Here is an 18,882-nt window from a genome sequence, read left to right as displayed (position 1 = left end):
TCCTCGTCACCATCAATGCAAGGCTCAAAGACGACAAGTTTCAACAGAGTTGATGACGTCGCGTTGGGAGAGGCTTCCGATAACCTCAACGCGCCGCCCAGTTGGCGCCGCGGCGGAACATGGTCTTCATCTGCGGCACGGAAAACTCCTTGGCCTGATGGCCGAGCGCCGAATAGAAGACCCGGCCCTTGCCGTATTTGCGTTTCCAGACCACCGGCATCACCACGCCGTCGATCCACCATGCGTGGTCGCCTGTAAACTTCGTCGTCGCCAGCACCTCGTTGGAGGGGTCGACATGCATGTAATATTGCTCCGACGTATAGGGGAAATCGGAAATCCCCTCCATCAGCGGATCGTCGGGGCGGGTGATGTTGACATGGTAGTCGATGATATTGCCGGGATGGGCAACCCACTGGCCGCCGATCATGAACTGATATTCGACGCATTCGCGGAAACTGTCGCCCGCGCCACCGTGAAAGCCGGCAATTCCGACGCCGTTTTCCACGGCGGCCGTCAGGTTCTTGATCTCTTCCTTTTCGATCTTCGACATAGTGACGATGGGCACGACGAGGCTGAGATCATGCACTGAAGGATCGGCGAAGGCCTCCGTGCTGTGCTCGACATAGACCTTGAAACCGTCCTCTTCCAGCATGTCCTTTACGATGGTGGCGCATTCCTGCGGTTCGTGGCCGCTCCAGCCGCCCCAGACGATGAGTGCTTCGCGCATTTATTTCCTCCTCAGGATTATTTGCCGAGCTGGCCGTCGACCAGCGATGTTTCAAGCGGGGCAGGGCGCTCCGCCTTGGTGGTGATGGAAACGGCGGCGCCGCTGTCCGATGCCGTCTGGAAGGCTTCCATCACCTCCAGCACATGCAGGGCAAGATCGCCATTGGCGCGATGCGGGCGGTTTTCGCGGATCGCATGGGCCATATCCGCGACGCCTATCGAGCGGTAATTGCCGTCCGCATAGGGGGATGACAGCGCCTGCGGCTCGAACTGGCCGCCCTTCTTCAGCAATTGCACTTCGCCGCCGAAATGGTTTGGATCGGGAACGATCAGCGTGCCTTCAGTGCCATAGAGTTCCAGCGGCACATGTTTGTGGCCCGCCACATCGAAGCTCATGCCCACCTGTACCACAGCGCCGTTCTCAAAAGCCAGCACGCCGGACACATGTGTGGCGACATGGACAGGGATTTTTTCACCGTTCTTCGGTTCGCTGGTGATGAGGCGTTCATTGCGCGGCGCGATGGCGAAGCCCGCCACCCTGGCGACCGGGCCGAACAGGTTGACGAGATCGGTGATGTAATAGGGTCCCATATCCAGCATCGGCCCGCCGCCAACTTCGTAATAGAAGGCGGGGTTGGGGTGCCAGCGCTCGTGGCCGGGGCACATGAAGGTGGCCGTGCCGCCAACCGGTTGGCCCAGCACGCCCTCATCGATCAGCCGGCGTGCGGTCTGGTGCCCGCCGCCGAGGAAGGTATCCGGGGCCGAGCCGATGCGCAGGCCCTTTGCCTTTGCCGCATCGGCAAGGCGTTTGCCCTCGGCGAAATTGATGCCGAGCGGCTTTTCGGAATAGGCGTGCTTGCCGGCGTCCAGCGCGCGCAGCCCCACCTCCACATGCGCCTTGGGAATGGTCAGATTGACGATGATCTCCACGGAAGGATCGGCGAGAAGCGCGTCGATGCTGGTTGCCTGAAGGCCGAATTCATCGGCGCGGGCCTTCGCAGCCTCCTCATTCATATCCGCGAGACCGCGAATGTCGAGAATGGGAAACGACGCCATGGCCTTGAGATAGGCGCTGGAAATGTTGCCGCAGCCGATGATGCCGATACCGACCCTGTTCATGTGATTTCCTCCCGTAAATCAGAAATGCCGAAACCCGTGCTCAACCCGTGGGTTAAAGCGCCGGCCCCGTGGTGTTCCATGGCGATTCGTAAAGCTCGTAAAGCGCGACGGCCGCTGCCCCCTGCGCCCATAATTCGTCGCTCGCAATATCGAAAACCAGCTCGGCGACGCCGGCCAGCGAAGGCGGCACGGCGGCGTTGTAGCTGTCGCGGATGCTGGCGATGAAGGGTTCTCCGAGCTCGAGGCTGGAGCCGGTGATGATGACTCGCGGCGGCGCAAACAGCGTGACGATATTGGCAAGTGTCAGGCCCAGCGCCGCGCCGGCGCGCAAAGCGGCCGCGATGAGATCGTGGTCTTCCGCCGCGATCAATGCATGGGCATGCTGCATGCCACGGCCGAGCCGGATCGCCTCGGCAAAGCGCCCATCCGCAGGGCGTGAGCCCAGAATGGCGTTTTCACCCGCCTGACTCGCCAGCCGCACAGTGCCCTCATTGGCAAGGCCGATGACAAGATCGCCGAGATTGTGGCTGAGACCGCCGGCACCACGAAACAGCTGGTTCTGATGCAGCACGCCAAGCCCGAGCGTCTGTTCGAGCGAAATCAGCACCATGTCTTCCAGATCGCGCGCATGGCCGAACCAGTGGTGGGCGAGCGTGATGGCGTGGGCGTCGCTTTCGATGATGGTCGGCGAATTCAGCCGTGCGGTCATTTCCTCGGCGAAATTGACGTTTACTTCCCGCAAAATCGGGCTGCTGCGGATTTTCCCGGTGCGATGTTCGATGACGCCGGGCAGGCCGAGGCAGACCATATCCACATCTTCCAGCGAAAGACCGGCATCGACGACGCAGCGCCGCACCCCGTCCTCCACCAGATCGGCGATGACGCCAATGGGCTGGCGGTCGACGCGGATCGGCAAAGCAAGCGTCGAAAGCACGTTGCCGCAGAAATCGGTGACGACGAAGACCATGCGGCTTGCGGCGATCTTCGCGCCCACCACGCGGGCGGCATCCGGGTTCAGTTCCAGCATCACGCGCGGCCTGCCGCGTGCGCCTTCGGTGCGGATATCGCCGATATGGCGGGTGAGAATCAGCCCGTCATCGAGCAGGGAGGCGGTGATCGCCGAAACGGTGGTGGTGGAGAGCTGCGTTCTTTCGCTGATTTCCACCCGCGAGATCGGCCCATGGCGGCGGATACTGTCCAGCACGCTCAGCCTGTTGATCGCGCGCATTAATTCGGGGTCTGCGGTCTTCATGGGGTCCTGCTGCGATCGGGTTCGATCTAAAACGAATTTATATCGGATTGCGGATTAAATAACGTCTGCCGGGAGGGGTGTGTCAAGCCATCAGGGTAAAAAATCAGCAACCCGCCTTGACATTGGGCAGGGTGTGGGGTGAATTAATCCGCATTGGGGAATAAATGGTGAGGAACCCCAGGGAGGATCACGAACATGACCTATTGGCACGCAGGCGCAAGCCTGAGCGGCAGGCGGATCGCCTTTGCCGCAACGACAAGCATAGCCCTGATGCTCGGCGCGGCCAGCGCCTCGGCGGCGACCGTCGTTAAATGGATGCATGTGGAACTGGACCCGAAATCCGTGGCTGTCTGGGAGGAGATTGCCAAGGAATACGAGGCCAAGCATCCCGATGTCGATATTCAGCTGCAGTTCCTCGAAAATGAGGCTTTCAAGGCAAAATTGCCGACGCTGCTGCAATCCAACGACGTGCCGGATTTCTTTTATAGCTGGGGCGGTGGCGTTCTTGAGGAACAGTCCAAAACCGGCGCACTGAAGGACCTGACCGAGGTTTTCGACGCCGATGGCGGCAAGCTGCGTCAGGCCTACAATGCATCCGCAATCGACGGCCTGTCTTTCGATGGCAAGGTCTGGGCCGTGCCCTACAAGGTCAGCCTCGTCAGCTTCTTCTATAACAAGGAGCTGTTTGCCAAGGCCGGCGTGAAGGCGGAAGACATCAAGACCTGGGACGATCTCGGCACCACGGTCAAGAAGATCAAGGAAGCGGGCATCGTCCCGATTGCCGGTGGCGGCGGTGAAAAATGGCCGATCCATTTCTACTGGAGCTATCTCGTCATGCGCAATGGCGGGCAGGCCGTGTTCGATGCCGCCCGCAAGGGCGAAGGTGAAGGTTTCATGGATCCGGCCATCATCAAGGCTGGCGAGCAGCTGGCCGAATTCGGCAAGCTCGAACCCTTCCAGCCCGGTTATCTCGGCTCCACCTGGCCACAGGCGCTCGGTGTCTTCGGCGACGGCAAGGCGGCGATTATTCTCGGTTTCGACAATACGGAAGCCAACCAGCGCAAGAATGCCGGTGACGGCAAGGGGCTGGCCGCAGACAATATCGGCCGCTTCGCCTTCCCGGTCGTCGAGGGCGGTGCGGGCAAGGCCACAGATACGCTGGGCGGCCTGAACGGCTGGGCTGTCACGAAAAATGCATCCAAGGAAGCCATTGATTTTGCGACATTCCTGACCAGCAAGGAAAGCGAAGAGAAGATGGCGGCTGCCGGCATGATCCTGCCGGTTGCGAGCGGAGCGGACGGCGCGGTCAAGAACCCGCTGCTGGCGGATTCGGCCAAACAGCTTGCCGGCTCCACCTGGCACCAGAACTTCTTCGACCAGACGCTGGGGGCCGCCGTCGGCCGTGTCGTCAACGACGTCTCCGTCGAGATCGTTTCCGGCCAGATGAGCGCGGAAGAGGGCGCCAAACAAATTCAGGACGCTTTCGAGCTTCGCTGATTGTGTTCCATGACGGCGCCGCGCGGGATGCGGCGCCGCAATATCTGCCTCCATGAAAGCGGATAGAGATGACGGATATTTCCATGACTTCTGCGTCGATACCGGCGCGCGGCGCGGCGAAGACAAAGCGCAAGCAAAGTTCGGTTGCGCATGACCGGGCGCTGACCCTTCTGGTCTTCCTGCCGCCCGCCCTGCTGCTGTTTACCCTGTTCGTCATCCTGCCCATGGGCGAGGCGGCGTGGTACAGCCTTTATCGCTGGAACGGCTATGGCACGCCGACCGATTTCGTGGGCTTAAGGAATTTTCAGGTCCTGTTCGGCAATGCCGCCTTCTCGCAGGCCCTGCTCAATAACGGCCTCATCATCCTGATCTCGGTTCTGATCCAGATCCCGCTGGCGATCTGGCTTGCGATGATGCTGGCGCACCGTATTCCCGGCGTCGTCGCCTTCCGGCTCGTTTTCTTCCTGCCCTATGTGCTGGCGGATGTCGCGGCCGGTCTGATCTGGCGCTTCGTTTATGACGGCGATTACGGCCTGTTTGCCGCCATCTCCAATTTCTTCGGCTTCGCCAATCCTTACGTGCTGGCCGACAAGGATGTGGCGATCTATGCCGTGCTTGGAGTCATCGTCTGGAAATATTTCGGCTTTCACATGATGCTGTTCATCGCCGGACTTCAATCCGTCGACAAGAATGTGCTGGAAGCCGCCGAAATCGATGGCGCTTCCGGCTGGCAGAAGTTCCGTTATGTCACCCTGCCGATGCTCGGCTCAACCGTTCGCCTTTCCGTCTTCTTCGCGGTTATCGGCTCATTGCAGCTGTTCGACATGATCATGCCGCTCACCGGCGGCGGGCCATCCAACTCCACGCAGACCATGGTCACGTTCCTCTACACCTATGGCGTCATGCGCATGCAGGTGGGACTCGGTAGCGCGGTCGGCGTCGTTCTTTTCATCATCTGCGTGACGCTCGCCTTCGGTTACAAAAGGATTTTCATGCGCCATGACTGACACATCCACCTCCGTCCGCATGCCGCTGCAAACCAAGCTCTACCTTTACATTTCGCTGAGCCTGATCGCGGCCATCGTGCTCATCCCGTTGCTCACCACCGCGCTTGGCGGCTTCAAGACGCTGGGCGACCTGCGCGTCAACCCGTTCGGCATTCCTGCCGAATGGCAATGGGCCAATTACGGCGATATCCTTTTCGGCAAACGTTACTGGCTGCAAATCTTCAACTCGCTTGTCATCGCGCTGTTGACGGTGTTCCTGACGCTGACCGTTTCGGCCATGGCCGCCTTCACCTTCGCGCATGTGAAATTCTTCGGCTCGTCCTTCCTGCTGAATTATTTCCTGCTGGGGCTGATGTTCCCGGCGGCCACCGCCATCCTGCCGTTGTTCATCCGCATCCGCGATCTGGGCCTGCTCGATACCTATTGGGGTGTGGTGCTGCCGCAGGTGGCCTTCGGGCTGGGCATGAGCATTCTTCTGTTCCGCAATTATTTCCGCAATCTGCCGGAGGAGCTGTTTCAGGCCGCCTTCGTGGATGGCTGCGGGTATCTGCGGTTCTTCTGGCACATTTCCGTGCCGCTTTCGCGGCCGATTGTGGCGACCGTCGGCATCGTCTCCTTCGTCGGCAGCTGGAACAGCTATATCCTGCCGCTGATCATGCTGAACTCGGAATCGAAATATCCCTGGCCGCTCGGCATCATGGTGTATCGCGGCGAATTCGGCACGGAGTGGCAGCTCGTTCTCGCCTTCATCACGCTGACGATCCTGCCGACCGTCATCGTTTTCTTCCTCGCACAGAAACACATCATCGCGGGCCTGACGGCCGGTGCCGTCAAATCGTGACTTGAAAGGAGCAAAACATGGCTTCCGTCGAACTCAGGGATATCGCCAAGTCCTACGCCGCGCTCGATGTCATTCACGGCATCTCGCTTGGTATAGCGGATGGTGAATTCATCGCGCTGGTCGGGCCTTCCGGCTGCGGCAAGTCCACCCTGCTGCGTATGATAGCCGGGCTGGAGGAAATCACCGATGGGGATATTCTCATCGGCGACAAGGTGGTCAATGGTATGACCCCGCGTGAGCGCAACATCGCCATGGTGTTCCAGTCCTATGCGCTTTATCCGCACATGACGGTGGCCGAAAATATGGGCTTCAACCTGAAGCTCGCCGGCCAGCCGAAAAACGTCATCGAGGAGCGCGTGGCGGAAGCCGCCCGCATGCTCGACCTCGGCAAGCTTCTCGACCGCAAGCCCTCGCAGCTTTCCGGCGGGCAGCGCCAGCGTGTCGCCATGGGCCGTGCCGTGGTGCGCAACCCGGCCGTCTTCCTGTTCGATGAGCCGCTGTCAAACCTGGACGCCAAGCTGCGCGTGCAGATGCGCAGTGAAATCAAGGCGCTGCACCAGAAAGTTGGAACGACATCCATCTATGTCACCCATGACCAGATCGAGGCGATGACCCTGGCGGACCGGGTTGTGGTGCTCAATCACGGCCGCATCGAACAGCAGGGCACGCCGCTCGAACTTTACAAGACGCCCGCCAATCTCTTCGTCGCCGCCTTCATCGGCTCGCCGGCCATGAACCTCATCGAATGCGTGGTCGATGGTGAGGGCGATCAGCCGGCGGCCCGGCTGAAGGACGGAACCGCGATCCGCATCGCCGCCTCCCGAAAGGTCAAACGCGGCCAGCCGGTAACGATTGGCTTGAGACCGGAACATATCGGCTCGGCCATCGGCGGTGATGTTTCGCTCTCCGGCCGGACGCTGCTGGTGGAGCCGACAGGCGCACAGACCCATGTGATCTTCGAACTGGCGGGCGATCATGTGACGGCGGTGGTGGATGGCGAGCAGCCGGTCAAGGTCAACACTCCCTTTGCCGCCACCGTGCACCATGAGCGGGTGCACGTCTTCGACAGGGCGAGCGGACTGGCGCTTTAAGCGCCTTCCGCATTTTCAACGAAATGCGGAAATTCTCTCGTCCCTCCGTTTTTGGGGCTTGTTTGAAAATCATGAGCGGTTAGCTTGGCGCTTGGGAAAAAAGCGGATTACCGCGAAACTGTATCGATACAGGAGGAGATTTTTATGAGAACGATCAAGGGGCCGGGTCTTTTTCTCGGCCAGTTTGCCGGCGATGCCGCACCCTTCAACAGCTGGGACGGCATTACCAAATGGGCGGCGGAAAAAGGCTACCTCGGCGTGCAGGTGCCGACCTGGGCCGGGCAGCTGATCGATCTCAAAAAAGCAGCGGAATCGAAGGATTATTGCGATGAGTTCGCCGGTGTCGCGCGCCAGAACGGCGTGGAAGTGACCGAGCTTTCCACCCATCTGCAGGGTCAGCTCGTCGCCGTTCATCCCGCCTATGACGAGGCCTTTGACGGTTTTGCCGCACCGGAAGTGCGCGGCAACCCCAAGGCGCGTCAGCAATGGGCGGTGGAGCAGGTGAAGCTGGCGCTGAAGGCGTCGAAAAATCTCGGCATCAAGGCGCATGCCACATTTTCCGGTGCGCTTGCCTGGCCCTTCGTCTACCCGTGGCCGCAGCGCCCGGCCGGTCTGGTGGAAACGGCCTTCGATGAGCTGGCGAAACGCTGGACGCCGATCCTCGATTACGCCGATGAGCAGGGTGTGGATGTCTGCTACGAAATCCATCCGGGCGAAGACCTGCATGACGGCGTGACCTTCGAGATGTTCCTGGAGCGGGTGAAGAACCACAAGCGCGCCAACATGCTCTACGACCCCTCGCATTACATTCTGCAATGCCTCGATTATCTCGACAATATCGACATCTACAAGGACCGCATCAAGATGTTCCACGTCAAGGACGCGGAGTTCAATCCGACCGGACGGCAGGGCGTTTATGGCGGTTATCAGGGCTGGGTCAACCGCGCGGGTCGGTTCCGTTCGCTGGGCGACGGGCAGGTGGATTTCGGTGCGGTCTTCTCCAAGATGGCGGCCAATGATTTCGATGGCTGGGCCGTGGTCGAGTGGGAATGCGCGCTGAAGCACCCTGAAGATGGCGCCCGGGAAGGGGCCGAATTCGTCAAGGCGCATATCATCCGCGTCACGGAAAAAGCCTTTGACGATTTCGCATCGAGCGGCACGGACGATGCGGCCAACCGCCGTATGCTTGGGCTTTGAGAGCATTTCAGGGGAGATATTATGGCTATTGAAGGAAAGACAACCGACAAGGCGAACAAGCGGATTCGCCTTGGCATGGTGGGTGGCGGTTCGGGTGCATTTATCGGCGGCGTTCACCGCATGGCCGCGCGGCTCGACAATCGCTTCGATCTCGTGGCGGGGGCCCTGTCCTCGACGCCGGAAAAATCCCTCGCCTCCGGCCGTGAGCTGGGGCTAGATCCCGAGCGTTGCTACGGTTCGTTCGAGGAAATGGCCGAAAAGGAAGCGCTGCGTGAGGATGGCATTGAGGCGGTGGCGATCGTCACCCCCAACCATGTGCATTATCCGGCCGCCAAGGCGTTTCTGGAGCGCGGCATCCATGTCATCTGCGACAAGCCGCTGACCTCCAACCTGGAAGACGCCAAAAAGCTGAAGCAGGTGGCCGACAAGGCCGATGCCCTGTTCATCCTCACGCATAATTATACCGGCTATCCCATGGTGCGGCAGGCGCGGGAACTGGTGGAGGCCGGTGAACTCGGCACCATCCGTCTGGTACAGATGGAATATCCGCAGGACTGGCTGACGGAAGCGGTGGAACAGACCGGTGCGAAACAGGCTGTCTGGCGTACCGATCCGGCGCAATCGGGCGTCGGCGGCTCGACCGGCGATATCGGCACCCATGCCTATAATCTCGGTTGCTTCATTTCCGGTCTGGAAGCGGATGAGCTGGCGGCGGATGTGCACACCTTTGTCGAAGGCCGCCGGCTGGACGACAACGCGCATGTGATGCTGCGCTTCAAGCAAAAGGGCGGCAAGCAGGCGGCCAAGGGGCTGCTCTGGTGCAGCCAGGTTGCGGTCGGTCACGAAAACGGGCTGAAGGTTCGTGTTTATGGCGACAAGGCCGGCATCGAGTGGACGCAGGCCGACCCGAACTATCTCTGGTTCACGAAGCTTGGCGAGCCCAAGCAATTGATCACCCGCGGCGGTGCCGGGGCAGGGGCTGCGGCAGCACGCGTCACCCGCATTCCGTCCGGCCACCCTGAAGGTTATCTCGAAGCCTTCGCCACCATCTATACCGAGGCGGCGCATGCCATCGAAGCCCGCCGCACCGGCTCGGCGCTTGACGCGGCGGTGATTTACCCGACCGTGGATGACGGGGTTAAAGGTGTCGCTTTCGTCACGGCCTGCATCGAGTCCGGCAAGAAGAATGGCGGCTGGGTGAAGCTATAAGATTGCGCACGGGGGCGCGGCAAGCTTCTTCTCCCCGGCGGGGAGAAGGTGGCCCGAAGGGTCGGATGAGGGGCAACGTTGCCGAATATCTCGATCCTTGCCCCCTCATCCCGCTGCCGCGGACTTCTCCCCGCCGGGGAGAAGAAACAAGTGGCATGCGCTCGCGTCATCGCTTGGCTCTGGGTTCAGGATTATTTGTCGGAACCGGAAGGATGAAGGCTGTGGCGATACGCGGCTGCGATGCAGAGCTTGGCCTGCCTCCACCCAACGCCATCAATTGACGCGGCTTGACTGCGTCTGCGCCCGTTCCGTTATGGGGCAACCGTCCTCAATCTTTGTCCAGGACGAAACGTTGAGCTTCATCTCGCAGCGCGCGAGATAAGAGCCGCCATCGACCTTCAGGCAGGATGTCTGGCCGAGCTGGAACATGACGCCGCGATTTCGGCATTTGCAATTGTGGGCATCCGCCAAAGTTGGAATAAGGGCCATGATCAGGCCAAGTATGAGCACTCCAGAACGCATGGCTGAGGCTCCAAAGGATATCCCGCCAGATTACTCCTGTCCGAGGGCATAGTCAAAACGTCTTCCCTCCACGACGCCCACGCCTGAAGGCCGGTAATCCCTGCGAACTCCCCCGCTATCACCCGATCAAAATCGCGCGGATATCATTCACATTCGTCAGTGTCGGCCCCGTCACGACAAGGTCTCCTGCTGCCCTGAAAGCGGTGTAGCTGTCGTGGCCCACAAGCGACTGGCGCGGATCGATACCGGCTTCGCGCATGCGGGCAAGCGTGTCCGGTGTCACCACCGCACCCGCCGCATCCTCCACGCCGTCTATGCCGTCGCTATCGCCGGCAATGGCCCATATGCCGTCCGCACCTTTGAGCGTCAGCGCGAGGCTCAGCAGGAATTCCGTGTTGCGGCCGCCCTTGCCGGCCGGCCCCTTGCCGCCAACGCCCCTGTTCAGCGTGACCGTGGTTTCGCCGCCGGAAAGCAGCACGGCCGGGCCTTTCACCGGCAGGCCCTTGCGGCTGGCGGAAAGGGCGATGCCGGCCATGACGGCGCCGACATCTTTGACTCGCCTTCCAGCGAATCTCCGAGGATAAGCGGCGTAAGCCCGAGTTTCACCGCCTCATCCGCTGCCGCCTGCAGGGCGAGCGAGGGGGCGGCGATGAGCCGGATATCTTCCTCGATATCGCCCGCCTTCGGGGTTTCCTCGCCTTTTTCCAGCACCTTGCGCACGTTTTCGGGAAGATCGAGCGCATAACGGGAGACGATTTCCCGCACGGTTTCGATGTCGCTTGGATCGGCAACCGTCGGGCCGGAGGCGATCTCGGAGGGTCGTCTCCGGGCACGTCGGAAATCAGCAGTGAAACAACCCTGGCCGGCTTGGCGGCCAGCGCCAACCGCCCGCCCTTGATGCGGGAGAGGTGCTTGCGCACGGCGTTCATTTCCGAAATCGTCGCGCCGCTGGCCAAAAGGGCGCGATTGACGGCCATCTTGTCGGCAAGCGTCATGCCTTCGGCAGGTGCCACCATCAGCGCCGAACCGCCGCCGGAAATCAGCGCGATCACCATATCGTCGGAGGTCAGTTCCTCGACGGCGGCGAGAATGCGTTTTGCCGCTTCCGCACTTTTGTCATCAGGCACGGGATGCGAAGCCTCGATGATCTCGATGCGGCCGGCCGGAACGGCATGGCCATAACGGGTCACCACCACACCGGAGAGATCGACATCCGCCCAGGCCTTGTCGAGTGCTGCGGCCATGGCGGCCGAGGCCTTGCCCGCCCCCACCACCACGCAGCGGCCTTTGGGCGGGGAGGGAAGGTGGTGTTGCAGCACCTTTGCCGGATCGGCGCTTGCGACTGCCGCCATGAAAATCTGGTTGAGGGCGTCTGTGGCGCGGCTGTCATTCCATGCGGTCATCGGTTCATACTCCAATCCAGAGTGCGCCAAGCGCCAAAAGGGCGGGCAGCGCCTGAATGAACAGGATCTTCATGGTATTGGCGGTAACGGCACCGAAAATACCGGCCACCAGAACGCAGGTGAGGAAAAAGACCTTGAAGCTCAGCCCGGTATCGCCCTGCATGAGCCCATAGATCAGCCCGGCTGCCAGAAACCCGTTATAAAGCCCCTGATTGGCGGCCAGCACTTTCGTCTGCCGGGCGAAATCCGCCGAGAGACCGAAGGCCTTGCGGCCAGCCGGTTTTTCCCACAGCAGCATTTCCAGAATGACGATGTAAATGTGGATGGCCGCAACCACGGCAATCAGAATGCTGGCGATCATCGGCGGTTTCCTCCAAAACCCTGATGTCCGTGGCGCATCGGTTCTCGTGAGAAGAACGGCAGCGAACGGACAATTCCGTTTTAACGGCGGGACGAAGCGCTGCAAGGGCTTAATCCTCTCTTCCCGTGCAAACTGTTGATGAGCGACAGCCTGTTGCTTGACTCTTTGCTGAAATAGGAACAAAACAAGAACAACAAGATTGAGAATCCGGAATTGAAAACCGTCATGCCATGCAAAAGCGCGCGGACCAGTTGCTCGTTGTCGAAGAGCTGCGTGAAAGGCTGGAAAGGATCGGTAACGGCCCTGAGCGGCTGCACGAGACCTTGCCTTTCGGCGTGGATGCCATCGACCATCACCTGCCGGGAGGCGGGCTGAAGCTCGGTTGCCTGCATGAGCTGAGCGGCGGCGGCAATGGCGCTGCCGATGGTGCAGCGGCAGCACTGTTTGCTGCCGGTGTGGCGGCACGGCTTTCCGGCAAGGTTTTATGGTGTGTCACCCGGCGGGATCTGTTCATGCCGGGCCTGACGCAGGCCGGCCTGTCGCAAAACCGGCTCATCATCGTTGAATGCCGCGATGAGAAAGGCGTGCTCGACTGTTTCGAGGAGGGCTTGCGTTGCAATGGTTTCGGCGCGGTGATGGGTGAAGTGGCGAAACTGCCGATGACCGCCTCGCGGCGGTTGCAGCTGGCGGCGGAAACCTCTGGGGTTACCGGCATCGCCATCCGCCGCTTCCGGCGTCAAGCCGATGCGGCGCTGTTCGGGGAGCCGACGTCGGCGGTGACCCGCTGGCGCATTTCCGTGCGGCCTTCATCCCCCCTGCCGGTGCCGGGGGTGGGCAGGCCGCGCTGGTTTCTCGAACTTTTGCGATGTCGCGGCGGCGAAAGTGCCGAATTTGAAGTGGAAGCCTGTGATGCAAAGGGTCGTCTCGCTCTACCTGCCGACATGGCCGACGGATCGTTTCCGGCGTCTTTCGGGCAAGAACGCGCCGCCGGCTGAAAAGCCGCTGGTCATGATTGGCCGTCAGGGCAGCCGCCGGCTGGTGCTGGCGCTCGACAAGGCGGCAAAGGCGGCGGGCATCCGCCCCGGCACACCGGTCAGCAAGGCGCAGGCGCTGGTGCCGGGTCTTCTCGTTGAAGATCTGGATGCGGCTGGTGATGCCCGCGCCCTGCAGCAGCTGGCCTTTCATTTCCTGCGTATCTATGCCCCGATCGTCGCCGCCGACCCACCCGACGGGCTGGTGCTGGACACGGCGGGTGCGGACCATCTGCACGGCAATGAGACGCTGATGCTGAGCGGCATGGTCAACCGCCTGCATGCCGCCGGCTTTGCCGCCCGCGCCGCCATTGCCGATAGCTGGGGTGCGGCCCATGCGCTGGCGCGGTTTAGCCGTGACGCGATCAGCATCGTGCCGCCGGGCGGGCAGCGTGCGGCGATCAGCTGCTTGCCGCTTGCTGCGCTCAGGCTGGAGGAGCGTATCGTTTCCGGGCTGAAGGTGCTCGGTTTCCGCAGCATCGGCGAGCTTGCCGAAGCCCCGCGCGCGCCGCTGACCCTGCGTTTCGGCCCCGAGCTCGTTCGCCGCCTTTCCCAGGCGCTCGGCGAGATCGGCGAACCCATCGAACCGGTACGCGTGGCTGATCTGGTGGAGGTGCGGCGCGCCTTTCCCGAACCCATCGCGGCGGCGGAAACGATTGCCCGTTATAGCCAAAAGCTGGTTGCCGAACTTTGCGTCGCGCTGGAAAAGCGCGGCCTCGGCGCGCGCCGGGTCGATCTGGTGCTGCACCGGGTGGATAGTGGCCTGCAGGCCATCCGGGCCGGCACGTCCAGACCGGTGCGCGATGTCAAACAGCTTGTCCGGCTTTTGACCGACCGTATCGACACCATCGATCCCGGTTTCGGCATCGAGATGATGGTGCTGACCGCCACCCATGCCGAGCCGCTTGTCGCCGCGCAGGCCCGTTCTTCGCTTCTGGAGGAAGGCCGTGCGGAAATCGCCGATACGGTCGATGTCATCCTCAATCGCGGCCACCGGGTCTATCGTTATGCGGCGGTGGCAAGCGATGTGCCGGAACGCTCCCTTACTTCAGTTGCGGCGCTGGCGGTGGAGGATACGCTCGGCTGGCCCAGCCATTGGCCGCGTCCGGTCAGGCTGTTTGCAAGGCCGGAACCCATCGAGACGCTGGCGCTGCTGCCCGACCATCCGCCGCGTTATTTCCTCTGGAAAGGCGTGCGCCATAACGTGCGGCGCGCCGACGGGCCGGAACGGGTGTTCGGCGAATGGTGGAAACGCGACCGGGAAAAGGCCGCCGTACGCGATTATTTCATGGTGGAAAACGAAGGCGGCGAGCGCTTCTGGATTTTCCGCTCCGGTGATGGCGAACATGCCGAAACGGGTTCGCAGGGCTGGTTCATTCACGGGGTCTTCGCATGAATACGCCCCGTTATGCCGAGCTGCAGGTGACCACGCATTTTTCCTTCCTGCGTGGGGCAAGCTCCTGCGAGGAGCTTTTCGAACAGGCCAAAAGCCTCGGCATCGAGGCGCTGGGTATCGTGGACCGCAACAGTCTTGCGGGCATTCCCCGCGCTTATGAAGCCGCCCATAATCATGGCATCCGCCTCATCATCGGCTGCCGGCTCGATCTGGATGACGATCTTTCCGTGCTCGCCTATCCCATGGATCGCCCGGCTTACGGGCGGCTTTGCCGGCTGCTTTCCATCGGCAAGAAAAGAGGCGGCAAGGGCAAATGCCGGCTGGCTTGGGACGATCTCGTTGCCTATGGCGAAGGCCTGATCGTCGTGCTGCTCGCTGACCTCGCGGATGATCTTTGCGCACTGCGGCTGCGACGTCTCAAAGCCGCCTTTGCCGACAGGGCCTATATGGCACTCAGCCTCAGAAGACGCCCCAACGACCAGATGCGGCTTTTCGAGCTATCGGAGATGGCGCAGGTCGCAGGTGTACCGACTGTTGTCACCAATGACGTGCTCTTTCATGTGCCGGAGCGGCGAATGCTACAGGATGTCGTCACCTGCATAAGGCACAATTGCACCATCGACGAGGCGGGTTTCCGCCGCGAGCGCCACGCCGATCGTTACATGAAACCGCCGGAAGAGATGCACCGGCTGTTTGCCCGTTACCCTGAAGCGCTTTCCCGCAGCCTTGAAATTGCAAAACGCTGCAAATTTTCGCTGAAGGAACTGGTCTATCAATATCCCGAGGAGCGGAGCCTGCCGGGGCTGACGGCGCAGCAGGCGCTGGAGAAGATGGTCTGGGAAGCGGTGCCGGGGCGGTATCCAAAGGGTTTGCCAGAGAAGGTGGAAAAGGCGTTGCATCATGAGCTGGCGGTTGTCGGCAGGCTGCAATATGCCTCCTATTTCCTGACCGTGAATGCCATTGTCCGTTATGCGCGCTCAAAAGATATTCTATGTCAGGGGCGTGGTTCGGCGGCCAATTCGGTTATCTGTTTTGTGCTTGGCATCACCGCCATCGATCCCGCTCTTTTCAGCAATCTCGTCTTTGAACGGTTCGTTTCCGAGAACCGGGGAGAACCGCCGGATATCGACGTGGATTTTGAACACCAGCGGCGCGAAGAGGTCATTCAGTGGGTCTATGACACCTACGGCCGTGACAAGGCCGCACTTTGCTCTGTCGTTACCCGTTATCGCGGGCGCGGGGCGCTGCGCGATGTTGGCAAGGTTCTGGGCCTGCCGGAAGACCTGACCAAGCTTCTGTCTTCGCAGGTCTGGCGCTGGAGCGAAGGGGTGGGTGAAAAGCAGGTAAAGGAACTGAACCTCAATATGGAGGATCGCCGCCTGAAGCTTGCCTTCGAACTGGCCAACCAGCTTGTGGGCACACCGCGCCATCACAGCCAGCATCCGGGCGGCTTTGTTCTGACCCATGACCGGCTGGACGAGCTGGTGCCGATCGAACCCGCCGCCATGGATGATCGCCAGATCATCGAATGGGACAAGGACGATATCGATGTCGTGAAGTTCATGAAGATGGATTGCCTGGCGCTTGGCATGCTCTCCTGCATGAAGCGCGGCTTCGACATGCTGGAGGCACGCACGGGAGAAAAATACGATCTCGCCGCCATGCCGCCGGATGACGGGCCTACCTATACCATGATCCAGAAGGCCGATACGCTCGGCACGTTCCAGATTGAAAGCCGGGCGCAGATGTCGATGCTGCCGCGCCTGAGGCCGAAGGAGTTTTACGACCTCGTCATTCAGGTTGCCATCGTTCGCCCCGGCCCCATTCAGGGGGATATGGTGCATCCCTATCTACGCCGCCGGCAGGAAAGGAGCCGGTCCTTTTTCCGAAAAAAGAACTTGAAAGCGTCTTGGGAAAGACGATGGGTGTTCCGCTGTTTCAGGAGCAGGCGATGCGGATCGCCATGGATTGCGCCGGTTTCACTGCAGATGAGGCTGACCAGCTGCGCCGGGCCATGGCGACTTTCAAGAATGTAGGCACCATTTCCAAATTCAGGGAGAAACTGGTCACGGGCATGGTAGAGCGCGGTTATGAGCAGGAATTCGCCGAACGCATCTTCAAGCAACTGGAAGGTTTCGGCAGTTATGGTTTCCCCGAAAGCCATGCGGCTTCCTTCGCGCTGATTGCTTACGCCTCCTCATGGCTGAAATGCCATCATCCCGATATTTTCTGTACGGCGCTTCTCAACTCGCAGCCCATGGGTTTTTACGCCCCGGCGCAGATCGTGCGCGATGCGCGTGATCATGGTGTCGAGGTGCGTCCGGTCTGCGTTAATAACAGCCGCTTTGATTGTACGCTGGAGCCTACGGGCAAGAAGAATGGCAAGGGTGAGGACCGCTTTGCCGTGCGGCTTGGCCTGCGCATGGTGAAGGGGCTTTCCAATGACCATGCTGCAAAAATCGTCGCCTCCCGGCAGGATCGGCCTTTGCCTCCGTCGACGATCTGTGGCGAAGGGCGGGCGTTCCTGCCGCCGCCCTTGTCTGTCTGGCGGAGGCGGATGCCTTTCTGCCGTCGCTTTCGCTTGCCAGACGAGAAGCGCTCTGGGCCATCAAGGCTTTGCGGGATGAGCCGCTGCCGCTTTTTGCCGCCGCCGCCAGCCGGGAAAATGCTGTCGTGGACGAACTTCAGGAACCTGCCGTCGCGCTCCGGCCCATGACGGATGGCGGCGAGGTTGTGCAGGATTACGGTCATGTGGGGCTGACCCTGCGCGAACATCCCATGACCTTCCTGCGGCGCGATCTTTCCCGCCGGCGCATCGTCACCTGTGCGGAGGCGGTGCGCGTTCGGGATGGCACATGGCTGGAAACGGCCGGTCTGGTGCTGGTGCGCCAGCGCCCCGGTTCGGCAAAGGGCGTGATCTTCATGACACTGGAGGACGAGACCGGCATTGCCAATGCGGTGCTGTGGGTCAAAACCTTCGAAAAATACCGCCGCGTGGTGTTGTCCGCCGGCATGGTCGGCATTTACGGCAAAATCCAGCGGGAAGGTGAGGTGGTGCATCTGGTCGCCCACCGGCTGACCGATCTGTCAGAGGCGCTGGCAAGTGTGGGCGAGCGCAATCGCGCTTTTCCCCTGCCGCATGGGCGGGGCGATGAGTTCCACCACGGCATGCCGCCGGAAGATCATCGCACTATCAGGAAACACGCGCCGGCTACGGTCGATGATGACGATGAGGTGGAGCGGATAAAGGTCATTTCCCGCAATTTCCACTGAGACACATTCCTATGCCGCATCCTCCAGCCCGGCCGTGTCCTTCCTGCGGAACTGGCTGGGCGGCGCGCCGAGCACACGTTTGAAGGCGCGGCTGAAGGAGGCTTCGGAATCGTAACCGAGCTTTTCCGCCGCCACTGTCACGCGCATGCCTTCGCGCAGCCACAGCCGCGCCTGATGCATGCGCACGCGCACCACATAACGGGCCGGGCTTTCGCCCACCACGCGGGTGAAACGTTCCGCGAAACTGGAGCGGGATGCGCCCATCAGCGAGGCAAGCTCCTCCACGCTCCAGTCCTTTTCGGGGTTGAGGTGGATGGCGGCCAGCACCCGCCCGAGTTCGGGATTGCGCACGGCGGCCAGCCAGCCGCTGGAATCGCCGCAGCCATATTCCACCCATGTACGGATCAATGTCGCGGTCAGCACATCGGCAAGCCTTGCCAGAATGCCGCCCGCACCGACGCGGTTCAGTTCCACCTCGCGCGTCATGGCTTCAAGCAGATGGGGGATGGCCGGGTCGCTTTTGGCCAGATCGCTGGTCAGCATCACATCCGGCATCAGCTGCAACAGCGGGTGCAGATTGTCCATGTTGAACCGCATGGAAGCGGTAAAGGCCACGGTATCGCCGCCGGCGCTCGCGCATTGCAAGTCGAAAACGCCCTGGCACACTTCCTTCTTGCCGAAACGGTCGAAGGGGGAAGGCGTCACATTTTCGCCGCTGCCCAGCACATGGGCGTGGCCACGGGGCAGGAGCACGGCGTCGCCGCAGGTCAGCGTCAGCCATTCCCCGGAAGGTTTCTGCAATTTCGCCTGACCGACGCCGATGAAATGAAACCGCGCGGCTTCCTGTTCGGGAAAGGCTGTCGCCCAGGGTGTGGCCATGCGGCACCGGCCGTATTCGACACCATCGAGCCTCAGGCCACGCAACATTTCGGTCAGGGCATCATTCATGGCGCTCTC

Annotated in this window: 16 protein-coding genes and 2 pseudogenes; 11 read left to right on the top strand and 7 right to left on the bottom strand. The window is 61.2% G+C overall.

Translation table 11 applies throughout. The annotated features are described in order from the left end of the window. Positions 1-85: 85 nt before the first annotated feature. The 3 genes from O3W47_RS01030 to O3W47_RS01020 are packed head-to-tail and all read right to left on the bottom strand — an operon-like array spanning position 86 to position 3,097. Complete coding sequence (locus tag O3W47_RS01030; RefSeq protein WP_003523774.1) at positions 86-727, bottom strand: ThuA domain-containing protein; 642 nt, start codon at positions 725-727, stop codon at positions 86-88. 17 nt (positions 728-744) lie between these two features. Next, positions 745-1,845 (bottom strand): Gfo/Idh/MocA family protein, encoded by a 1,101-nt coding sequence (locus tag O3W47_RS01025; RefSeq protein ID WP_269312726.1) that lies wholly within the window; start codon positions 1,843-1,845, stop codon positions 745-747. A gap of 52 nt (positions 1,846-1,897) precedes the next feature. Beyond that, positions 1,898-3,097: an ROK family transcriptional regulator gene (locus tag O3W47_RS01020; protein ID WP_020809468.1), complete on the bottom strand. Its 1,200-nt coding sequence runs from the start codon at positions 3,095-3,097 to the stop codon at positions 1,898-1,900. Positions 3,098-3,292: 195 nt separating this feature from the next. On the opposite strand from O3W47_RS01020, the gene O3W47_RS01015 reads away from it, so the two are divergent. The 6 genes from O3W47_RS01015 to O3W47_RS00990 all read left to right on the top strand — a co-directional run bounded on the left by O3W47_RS01015 (position 3,293) and on the right by O3W47_RS00990 (position 9,939). Continuing rightward, the gene (locus tag O3W47_RS01015) at positions 3,293-4,594 is read left to right on the top strand and encodes an ABC transporter substrate-binding protein (RefSeq protein WP_080820650.1); all 1,302 of its coding nucleotides are present in this window, start codon (positions 3,293-3,295) and stop codon (positions 4,592-4,594) included. 68 nt (positions 4,595-4,662) lie between these two features. After that, positions 4,663-5,601 (top strand): carbohydrate ABC transporter permease, encoded by a 939-nt coding sequence (locus O3W47_RS01010; RefSeq protein ID WP_020809466.1) that lies wholly within the window; start codon positions 4,663-4,665, stop codon positions 5,599-5,601. Further along, on the top strand, positions 5,594-6,442 hold the full coding sequence (locus O3W47_RS01005; protein ID WP_078052712.1) for a carbohydrate ABC transporter permease: 849 nt from the start codon (positions 5,594-5,596) through the stop codon (positions 6,440-6,442). Before O3W47_RS01010 ends, O3W47_RS01005 begins: the two co-directional genes overlap by 8 nt. Positions 6,443-6,459: 17 nt before the next feature. After that, a complete protein-coding gene (locus O3W47_RS01000; RefSeq protein WP_269312725.1) occupies positions 6,460-7,533 on the top strand; it encodes an ABC transporter ATP-binding protein in 1,074 nt (357 codons plus the stop codon). Between the two features lie 144 nt (positions 7,534-7,677). Next, entirely contained in the window at positions 7,678-8,730 is a 1,053-nt protein-coding gene (locus O3W47_RS00995) for a sugar phosphate isomerase/epimerase family protein (RefSeq protein ID WP_059757362.1), read from the top strand. Positions 8,731-8,751: 21 nt separating this feature from the next. Further along, positions 8,752-9,939, top strand: coding sequence for a Gfo/Idh/MocA family protein (locus tag O3W47_RS00990; RefSeq protein WP_127758071.1), 1,188 nt, complete (start codon positions 8,752-8,754; stop codon positions 9,937-9,939). Between the two features lie 273 nt (positions 9,940-10,212). On the opposite strand, the gene O3W47_RS00985 is transcribed toward O3W47_RS00990, so the two are convergent. From O3W47_RS00985 to O3W47_RS00975, 3 genes and pseudogenes are all read right to left on the bottom strand, one after another. After that, the gene (locus O3W47_RS00985) at positions 10,213-10,461 is read right to left on the bottom strand and encodes a hypothetical protein (protein ID WP_137454211.1); all 249 of its coding nucleotides are present in this window, start codon (positions 10,459-10,461) and stop codon (positions 10,213-10,215) included. Positions 10,462-10,579: 118 nt separating this feature from the next. After that, positions 10,580-11,864, bottom strand: a pseudogene (locus O3W47_RS00980) (glycerate kinase type-2 family protein). A 4-nt stretch (positions 11,865-11,868) separates the two neighbouring features. Beyond that, positions 11,869-12,225 (bottom strand): DUF1304 domain-containing protein, encoded by a 357-nt coding sequence (locus tag O3W47_RS00975; protein WP_080820661.1) that lies wholly within the window; start codon positions 12,223-12,225, stop codon positions 11,869-11,871. Positions 12,226-12,455: 230 nt separating this feature from the next. Here O3W47_RS00975 and O3W47_RS00970 point away from each other — a divergent pair, with 230 nt between their 5' ends. The 5 genes and pseudogenes from O3W47_RS00970 to O3W47_RS25310 all read left to right on the top strand — a co-directional run bounded on the left by O3W47_RS00970 (position 12,456) and on the right by O3W47_RS25310 (position 17,925). Further along, positions 12,456-13,220, top strand: coding sequence for an ImuA family protein (locus O3W47_RS00970; RefSeq protein WP_142842802.1), 765 nt, complete (start codon positions 12,456-12,458; stop codon positions 13,218-13,220). Next, positions 13,135-14,652, top strand: a complete 1,518-nt coding sequence (locus O3W47_RS00965) for a Y-family DNA polymerase (RefSeq protein WP_269312724.1) — start codon at positions 13,135-13,137, stop codon at positions 14,650-14,652. Before O3W47_RS00970 ends, O3W47_RS00965 begins: the two co-directional genes overlap by 86 nt. Then, positions 14,649-16,681, top strand: a pseudogene (locus O3W47_RS25320) (PHP domain-containing protein); the annotation flags it as partial. The gene O3W47_RS00965 and the pseudogene O3W47_RS25320, both read left to right, overlap by 4 nt. Beyond that, complete coding sequence (locus tag O3W47_RS25315; protein ID WP_442864610.1) at positions 16,667-17,368, top strand: helix-hairpin-helix domain-containing protein; 702 nt, start codon at positions 16,667-16,669, stop codon at positions 17,366-17,368. The pseudogene O3W47_RS25320 and the gene O3W47_RS25315, both read left to right, overlap by 15 nt. Further along, complete coding sequence (locus O3W47_RS25310) at positions 17,326-17,925, top strand: OB-fold nucleic acid binding domain-containing protein (protein ID WP_442864595.1); 600 nt, start codon at positions 17,326-17,328, stop codon at positions 17,923-17,925. Before O3W47_RS25315 ends, O3W47_RS25310 begins: the two co-directional genes overlap by 43 nt. Positions 17,926-17,934: 9 nt before the next feature. On the opposite strand, the gene O3W47_RS00955 is transcribed toward O3W47_RS25310, so the two are convergent. Further along, positions 17,935-18,873, bottom strand: a complete 939-nt coding sequence (locus tag O3W47_RS00955) for an AraC family transcriptional regulator (protein ID WP_080820666.1) — start codon at positions 18,871-18,873, stop codon at positions 17,935-17,937. Between the last annotated feature and the right edge of the window lie 9 nt (positions 18,874-18,882).

Source organism: Agrobacterium sp. LMR679 (assembly GCF_027157905.1).
Classification (GTDB): Bacteria; Pseudomonadota; Alphaproteobacteria; order Rhizobiales; family Rhizobiaceae; genus Agrobacterium; species Agrobacterium leguminum.
The sequence above is the reverse complement of the archived record's forward strand: the minus strand, read 5'-3'. Positions and strand labels throughout refer to the sequence as shown.